This window comes from Streptomyces torulosus, from assembly GCF_001419765.1.
Classification (GTDB): domain Bacteria; phylum Actinomycetota; class Actinomycetes; order Streptomycetales; family Streptomycetaceae; genus Streptomyces; species Streptomyces torulosus.
The window spans coordinates 1-6,609 of record NZ_LIRK01000561.1 but is presented as its reverse complement, the minus strand read 5'-3'; the positions used below and the strand labels follow the sequence as shown (position 1 = coordinate 6,609).

At 70.6% G+C, this 6,609-nt stretch carries 5 protein-coding genes and 2 pseudogenes; 4 read left to right on the top strand and 3 right to left on the bottom strand.

Annotation, left to right across the window (positions count from 1 at the left end; genetic code table 11):
• Nucleotides 1-94 precede the first annotated feature (94 nt).
• From AOK23_RS33350 to AOK23_RS33335, 3 genes and pseudogenes are all read right to left on the bottom strand, one after another.
• Nucleotides 95-325: a bacteriocin immunity protein gene (locus AOK23_RS33350; RefSeq protein WP_055716277.1), complete on the bottom strand. Its 231-nt coding sequence runs from the start codon at nucleotides 323-325 to the stop codon at nucleotides 95-97.
• A gap of 66 nt (nucleotides 326-391) precedes the next feature.
• Nucleotides 392-835 carry a hypothetical protein gene (locus AOK23_RS33345; RefSeq protein WP_055716276.1) on the bottom strand — a complete coding sequence of 148 codons (444 nt, stop codon included), beginning with the start codon at nucleotides 833-835 and terminating at the stop codon, nucleotides 392-394.
• 515 nt (nucleotides 836-1,350) lie between these two features.
• Nucleotides 1,351-1,482: pseudogene (locus AOK23_RS33335) on the bottom strand (VOC family protein); the annotation flags it as partial.
• 147 nt (nucleotides 1,483-1,629) lie between these two features.
• On the opposite strand from AOK23_RS33335, the gene AOK23_RS33330 reads away from it, so the two are divergent.
• The 4 genes and pseudogenes from AOK23_RS33330 to AOK23_RS52095 all read left to right on the top strand — a co-directional run.
• Nucleotides 1,630-2,292: a hypothetical protein gene (locus AOK23_RS33330; protein WP_055716274.1), complete on the top strand. Its 663-nt coding sequence runs from the start codon at nucleotides 1,630-1,632 to the stop codon at nucleotides 2,290-2,292.
• Nucleotides 2,293-2,543: 251 nt separating this feature from the next.
• A complete protein-coding gene (locus tag AOK23_RS45970; protein ID WP_079049856.1) occupies nucleotides 2,544-3,158 on the top strand; it encodes an HNH endonuclease family protein in 615 nt (204 codons plus the stop codon).
• 331 nt (nucleotides 3,159-3,489) lie between these two features.
• The gene (locus AOK23_RS48200; RefSeq protein WP_157878227.1) at nucleotides 3,490-3,660 is read left to right on the top strand and encodes a hypothetical protein; all 171 of its coding nucleotides are present in this window, start codon (nucleotides 3,490-3,492) and stop codon (nucleotides 3,658-3,660) included.
• A gap of 27 nt (nucleotides 3,661-3,687) precedes the next feature.
• Nucleotides 3,688-4,926 (top strand): annotated as a pseudogene (locus AOK23_RS52095) (glycosyltransferase); the annotation flags it as partial.
• Nucleotides 4,927-6,609: the final 1,683 nt, after the last annotated feature.

Below are 6,609 nucleotides of genomic sequence, written 5' to 3'. Positions count from 1 at the left end.
TGACATCCATAGGGGCATCAAGCGCGGCTACGTCTTCCTCGGCACCGCAACCACCGCAGCTCTGCTCATCTGGCTTCGCAGCTGAGTCCCGACCTCACAAAGCGATTGGCCGGTATGCCAGGGCCTGATCGACCACCTCATCAGCCGAAAGGTCCCGCCTCGGCGGCCAGAAGATCAAGTCGCTGACATGACCGGACGGACATGCCAGTGCCCTGTCGAGCCTGTCCAGCCAGCCGTCCACCTCATCGTCTGAGGCGTAGTCCGCTTGCATGATCCGCTGCACGAGCGCGACGGCATCCGCGCGACTCATCTCCACAGCACTCATCAGGTCCCTCCGCCAAGTCACCCTAACTGGACGCTTGATCGTCCGGACAGCTCCTAGCGGCGGCGATCAGGGCGGGGTGGAGAAGCTCGGCGTCTGAGCCCATGACGTGGTAAAGCCGGTCGAGAGTCCGTTGAGCGCGCAGGCCGCCGTGCTCGGCCAGCGGCTGAAAACAGCCTGCACCGAGATTTGCCGGCTTTGCCGCTCGCAAGCGAGGCTCGCAGCGCCCCGCGCAGCAACAGCGCCTGTCGCGGACACGGTGATTCCCTGGCCATAGACCGGATGGAAGGCACACAGCGCGTCCCCGAGGGCGAGCAGTCCGGCTGGCCACCGCTTCATCCGATCGTCGTGCCGACGCACGTTGCCCGTCCGCCGGTGCACGGCGACATCGGCGGCGGGCTGTGCCGTACGGACGAAGTCGGACACGGTGGGGTCCCTGATCCGGGTGAGGAAGGCCTCGAAGCCCTGCGGGTCGCGGGGCGGCCGGTAGGGGCGGAAGCCGACCGTCGCCACCACTCAGCGATCGCCCTCGACGGGCAGAGGGAGGCCGCCGATGGATGGTCCGGCGAAGGGAGAAGGAGCGCGCCCTCGACGTCGCCCAGAGCGTCGGCCGGCGCGGTGCAGAGCTGGCTCGCGTAACCGATCCCGGCGTCGACGGTGGTGGAGGCGATCTCGCCGTACCTGCCTTGGGTGAGTCCCGGCAGCCGCGAGGCGCGGCCAGTGGCGTCCACGACGATGTCGGCCGCGATCGGTGCGTCGGTGACCTCGACGAGCCGACTGCCGGCGGGACGCGGGCTCAGCCCGGACATGTGGACGCCGCCGCGCAGGTCCACCCCTGCCAGCGCCTGGACACGCTGTCGCACCGCGTGCTCGACGAAGGGACGGGTGGCGGAGATCGTATGCGAAGCCCGGAGGGCCGGTCGGTGACCACCCTTGCTCGGTGAGCATGGCGAGACGGGCGATGAGCTGGAAGAGCAGGTTCGCGGCGTCCTGGTCGAACGGGATGGAGCACATGCCCCCGGAAGGCGTCACCGGGCCGGGATCGGCTGGGTGCGGTTCACCGGGTTGCCGTCGGGGTCCTGGATGTGGGCGACGCGCTGTCCCCACGGCATGTCGTTGGGGCCGCTGCGGACCGAGCCGCCCAGCGCCGCCCCCCTTCCACGTCCCGGAGGGTGGCGGCCGGGCCGCATGCCCGCGGCGGGTGCCGGCTCAGTGGCCCGGTCCGTGAAACCACGGATGCGCGGCGCCGGCCCGGGGTGCGAACCTGCCTCTGAACGGATTTACCGGACAGGGGCGAAAGGGCATACGTGATCGGCTGGGTCTTCTTCTTCGCCGTCCTTCTGGCACCGTGCATCATCGGCATCACCTCCGCGGTTCGCGCCGCGAGCCGGGTCACCAAGGCGGACCAGGCGATGCGTGCCCTGGCCGCTCGTCCCGGCTGGGAACAGGTCGTACGCCGCAAGGGCGGAGACCAGTGGGTCGGTTACGCGAGCCACTTCCCCGCGCTGATGAGCACCTACCTCATGACCACCGTGACCGGTCCGCTCGACGGCAACCAGGTCACCATCTGCAGGTTCCTCAAGATGACCGTCGAGAGCAGGAACCAAGCGCACTGGCTGCTCGTGCACTTCGAACTGCCGGGCGACCGCACGCCGATCCTCCGCCTGGAGCGCCACTGGAGTGCGGCCCATCTCGGCCTCCGCTTCGCCCACGACGTGCCGTACCTGCCGCTGAGCGACAACCGCAGAGCGACGGCCGACCAGTTCTACGCCTCGGATCTGCCCCAGCGCCTGGCGAAGCTCGCCGGACCGGCGGTCTCGTTCATGGGTGACCAGGCGTGTTTCGCGTACTTCCCGCTGCCCGAGGTCGTGGACATGGGCAACTTGCTGAAGGGGCTGGCCGCGCTGCTTCCGGACCTCGCCGCGCTCGCCCGGGAGATCCCCCGGGAGGACGAGACGGAGCACGCCTGACTCGGTCGCCTACGCCGCGACCAGCTCCGCCACCTTCTCCCTCAGATGGGCGCGGATCGAGTGCGCCAGGGCGGCGGCCCACAGCGCGCAGAGGACGACGTACACGGACGTGCCGACCGCGGCGGACGCGTCGATCCAACCGTCCAGCAGCGTACGGACGTTGAGCAGGACGATGAGCCCGCCGACCGTAGAGCCCAGGATGCGCGGCGCCAGTCGGCGCCGCGACCGCCGTCTTCTCCGCGCTCACCGTCCTGCTCGGCCCGACGCAGACGGCGCACGCAGCCGCTCCTGGTGACCCCGTCGTCCTCCCGGTCCGTGACGCCCTCCAGGCCCTGCCCGTCCAGGACGAGGACCGCACCGGCTACGAGCGCACAAGGTTCCGCACTGGGTCGACGCCGGACCGCGACGGCTGCCACACATGCAACGAGGTCCTCCTGGCCGAAGCCCCCACCGCCCCCACCCTGGACCCCAACTGCACGCTCACGGACGGCTCCTGGTACTCACCGTACGACGACACCGCCTTCACCACCGCCCGCTCCCTCGACATCGACCACCTCGTCCCCCTCGCCGGCTCCTGGGACTCCGGCGCCTCCACATGGGCCCCGGCCGAACGCCAGGCCTACGCCAACGACCTCGACGACCCCCGCGCCCTCATCGCCGTCCCCGCCACCAGCAACCGCTCCAAAGCCGACCAGGACCCCACCACCTGTCCCCCGGCGAAGAGCTACCGCTGCACCTACGCCACCGACTGGATCGCCATCAAGACCCGGTGGAACCTGACCGTCGACCCGGCCGAACAAGCCGCCCTCACCGAAGTCCTCGACGGCTGCCCGACCACAGTCCTCGAGGTCACCCGCGCCCGCTGATTTCGCCTGACGCGGTCTTGGCAGAGCGTAGGGGGATCAAAGTGGGGACCGGAGCGGGCGGTGGATGTTCCTCACAGTGTCGATACCGGGCCGAGCTGCGCGGCGAGCTCCGCGACCTGTCACTCGCGCGCACCGCACGCGTACGCCGCCGTGCCGTCGGGTGAAAGCCTGGGAGTAGGGACGGGAAGCCACATCAGCACATATCCGAGCAAGTGATGTGGAACTCGATCCTCCGGGGTTGTCTGCGGCGGCAAAGGGGCCTGCCAAACAACTTCCCGGCTGTGAGCGTCGGTCGTGACATCGCTGCACGTCGAACCATCCGGAGCACACCTTGCCCACCAGCGTCCTGGCCGCGGTCGCCTTGTCCGTCCTTCTCGGATTCCTGGTGATCATCTTGCACTGGGTGGACAGCCACAGGCCGGACTCGACGGCGGCGGACCATACGAGGACCGACGCCGAGACCGCCGCCGGCACGAACATCAACCCCGGCTCAGGCGCCTGATCACAGAAAAACCGGGGGACGCCGCACGTGCGCATCGCCTTCCTGCTGCACAACGCCTACGCGATGGGCGGCACCGTACGGACGACCATGACACTCGCCGACACGCTCGCCGGGCGACACCGGGTGGAACTCGTGTCGGTCTTCCGGCACCGCGGGAAACCACAACTGGGGCGGTCGCCGGAGGTGCCGCTGCGGGCCCTGGTCGACCGGCGCAAGGGCTCCGCGGACGCGGCGGACCCGCTCGCCCGGCGGGCCGGAGAGGTCTTCCCGAAGGGGGACAGCCGCTCGTACCAGTACCACCAGCTCGCCGACCAGCGGGTCATCACCTGGCTGCGGGAGACGGACGCCGACGTCGTCGTGGGCACCAGGGCCGGACTCAACGCGCTCGTGGCCCGGTTCGGGCCACGACATGCCGTACTCGTCGGCCAGGAGCACCTCACCCACGAGAACCACCCGCACCGACTGCGGACCGAACTCCAGCGCTGGTACGGCGGTCTCGACGCGCTGGTCACCATGACGGAGGCGGACGCCCGCGACCACCGACGCGGCATGCGGCTGCCGCGCACCCGGGTGCTGGCCATCCCCAACAGCGTTCCCGAACCCCCGGTGCCACCGGCCGACGCGGCGGCCAAGGTCGTCGTCGCGGCGGGACGGCTGGCCCGCGTCAAGCGGTACGAGATGCTGGTCGACGCGTTCGCCCTGGCCGGTGCGGCCTGCCCCGACTGGTCCCTGCGCATCTACGGGGACGGCCCGGAGCGCGCCCGGATAGCCGACCGGATCACCCACCACGGACTCGGTGACCGGGTCTTCCTGATGGGTTCGGCCACCCCCATCGAGGCCGAGTGGGTCAAGGGTTCCATCGCCGCGGTGACCTCCGCGCACGAGTCGTTCGGAATGACGATCGTGGAGGCCATGCGCTGCGGCCTGCCCGTGGTGAGCACCGACTGCCCCCACGGGCCCGGCGAGATCATCCGCCATGGTGTGGACGGCTTTCTGGTCCCGCGCGACAGCACCCGGGGCGTGGCCGACGCGCTGGTGGCACTGATGCGGGACGACGGACGGCGTGCGGAGATGGGCAAGGCCGCCCGGGCCGACGCGGCGAAACGATTCACCCCGGATGACATCGCCGACCGCTACGAGCGCCTGTTCAGCACACTGGTGGAGGAGCGGGCCGGTCGGTCCGCTCCTCCACCGCCCGGCCCGGCCGACTGGCGCGACCGTGCTGCCCCGCTCACCGCCACGGCAGGCATCCTCGCCCGCGGAGCGGTGCCGCGGGCGGCGCACGTTGGGCTGGGTCGGATGAACGCGGATCGCACAGCGGCCTCGGCACAGCGGAAACTGTGGATCGTGGCCGCCGGGTTCTGCCTGCTGTCGGCCGTCCTCGTACCGCTCACACTGCCGCTCGGCTGGGACGAGATCGTGTATGCCAGCCGCTTCGGACCGTACGGTCCCGCGACCCCGTTCAGCGCCCCGCGCACCCGCGGGGTCCCCCTGCTGCTTGCTCCGATCGCCTCATGGAGCGACTCGACGGTGCTGCTCACGGTGTGGCTGCTCCTGCTGGCCGGCGGTGCGCTCTGGCTGGGATTCCGGCCCTGGCTGCGGATCCTGCACCGCCCGGCGGCGGTGTGGGTGGCGGCCGGGCTGTACGGCAGCCTGTGGATCACTGTGTTCTACGCCGGTTCCGCGATGCCGAACCACTACACCGCGATGGGTGCCACCGCCGCGGTGGGCTGTTTCCTCCCGCCGCGTCCCCGATACGCGGGTGTCGTGGCAGGCCTGGCTGTGGTGACCTTGATGCGGCCCAACGACGGTGTGGCCGTCGCCGTGCCGCTGGTCCTGGCCGCGGTGCTCATGCCCGCACTGCGCGGGCACGGCCGACTGAGGGGGCGTCTGTCGGCCGTGGCGGCCGGGCTCGTGGCGGGTGCGTTGCCCTGGATCGTCGAGGCCGAGGTGCGGTTCGGCGGGGTGCGGAACCGGCTCGCGGAGGCCGACGAGGTCCAGGGCGGCCTGCGGGCCGTCTTCTCCCTGCGCGCCCATCTCACCGCGCTGGACGGCCCGCTGCTGTGCCGTCCCTGTACGGGCGACGGCGTACTTCTGCCCGTGACGGAGTGGTGGGTGCTGCTTCCGCTGCTGGTCGGCCTGGGACTGTGGGCGGAGCGCCGGGCGCGCCGGCCCGCAGCACCGCTGTGGCTGTCGGTGGCGGTGGCCGCGTCGGCACCGTATCTCTTTCTCGTCCCCTACGCCGCGCCGCGGTTCCTGCTGCCGGCCTACGCCCTGCTGGCGCTCCCTGCCGCTGTCGGGATCCTCGCCGTCGTCCACCGGGCCCGCGGTCGCCGTTCGATGCTGACAGCCGCTGTGCTCGCGCTGGCACTCCTTGGGCACTGGGCTGTCCAGGCCGCTCTCGTCCACGCTCATGCGGTCATCCAGCAGCGGGCCCGCGGAGACTGGGACCGGATCGCCTCCGTGCTGCGCGAGCACGGGGTGCACCCGCCGTGTGTCCTCGCGGGGAACAGTTCGGCGATCCCCATCGCCCACACCATGGGGTGCGCTGTCACGGAGACGGATCCCTCGACGCACCCCAGTGCGGTGGTCCTTCGCGAGCGGAAGCCACCGCGCTGGGCGCGTGACTGGCGACGATTTCCGGTGCCGGACACCTACAACCCCGGATGGACCGTCGTCGTGCGTCCCTGACGGTCGGTTGTGTGCCCCAGGGCGAGCCAGACGGAAAAGCCACATCAACCCACATGCGGACACATGTTGTGGAACTCGCTCCTCCGGAGTTGTACGCGGCGGCACAACAGGCCTGCCAAACAGCCTCCCGGGTGTGAGCGTGGGCGAGATTGCTGCACGTCGAACAACCGAAGCACACCATGCAGCCCGGTGAGGGAGGGCTGCCCGCGTCTCACCTGAAGGACCGTGAGGCGGTGTGAGGCTTTCATGGGACGGCGA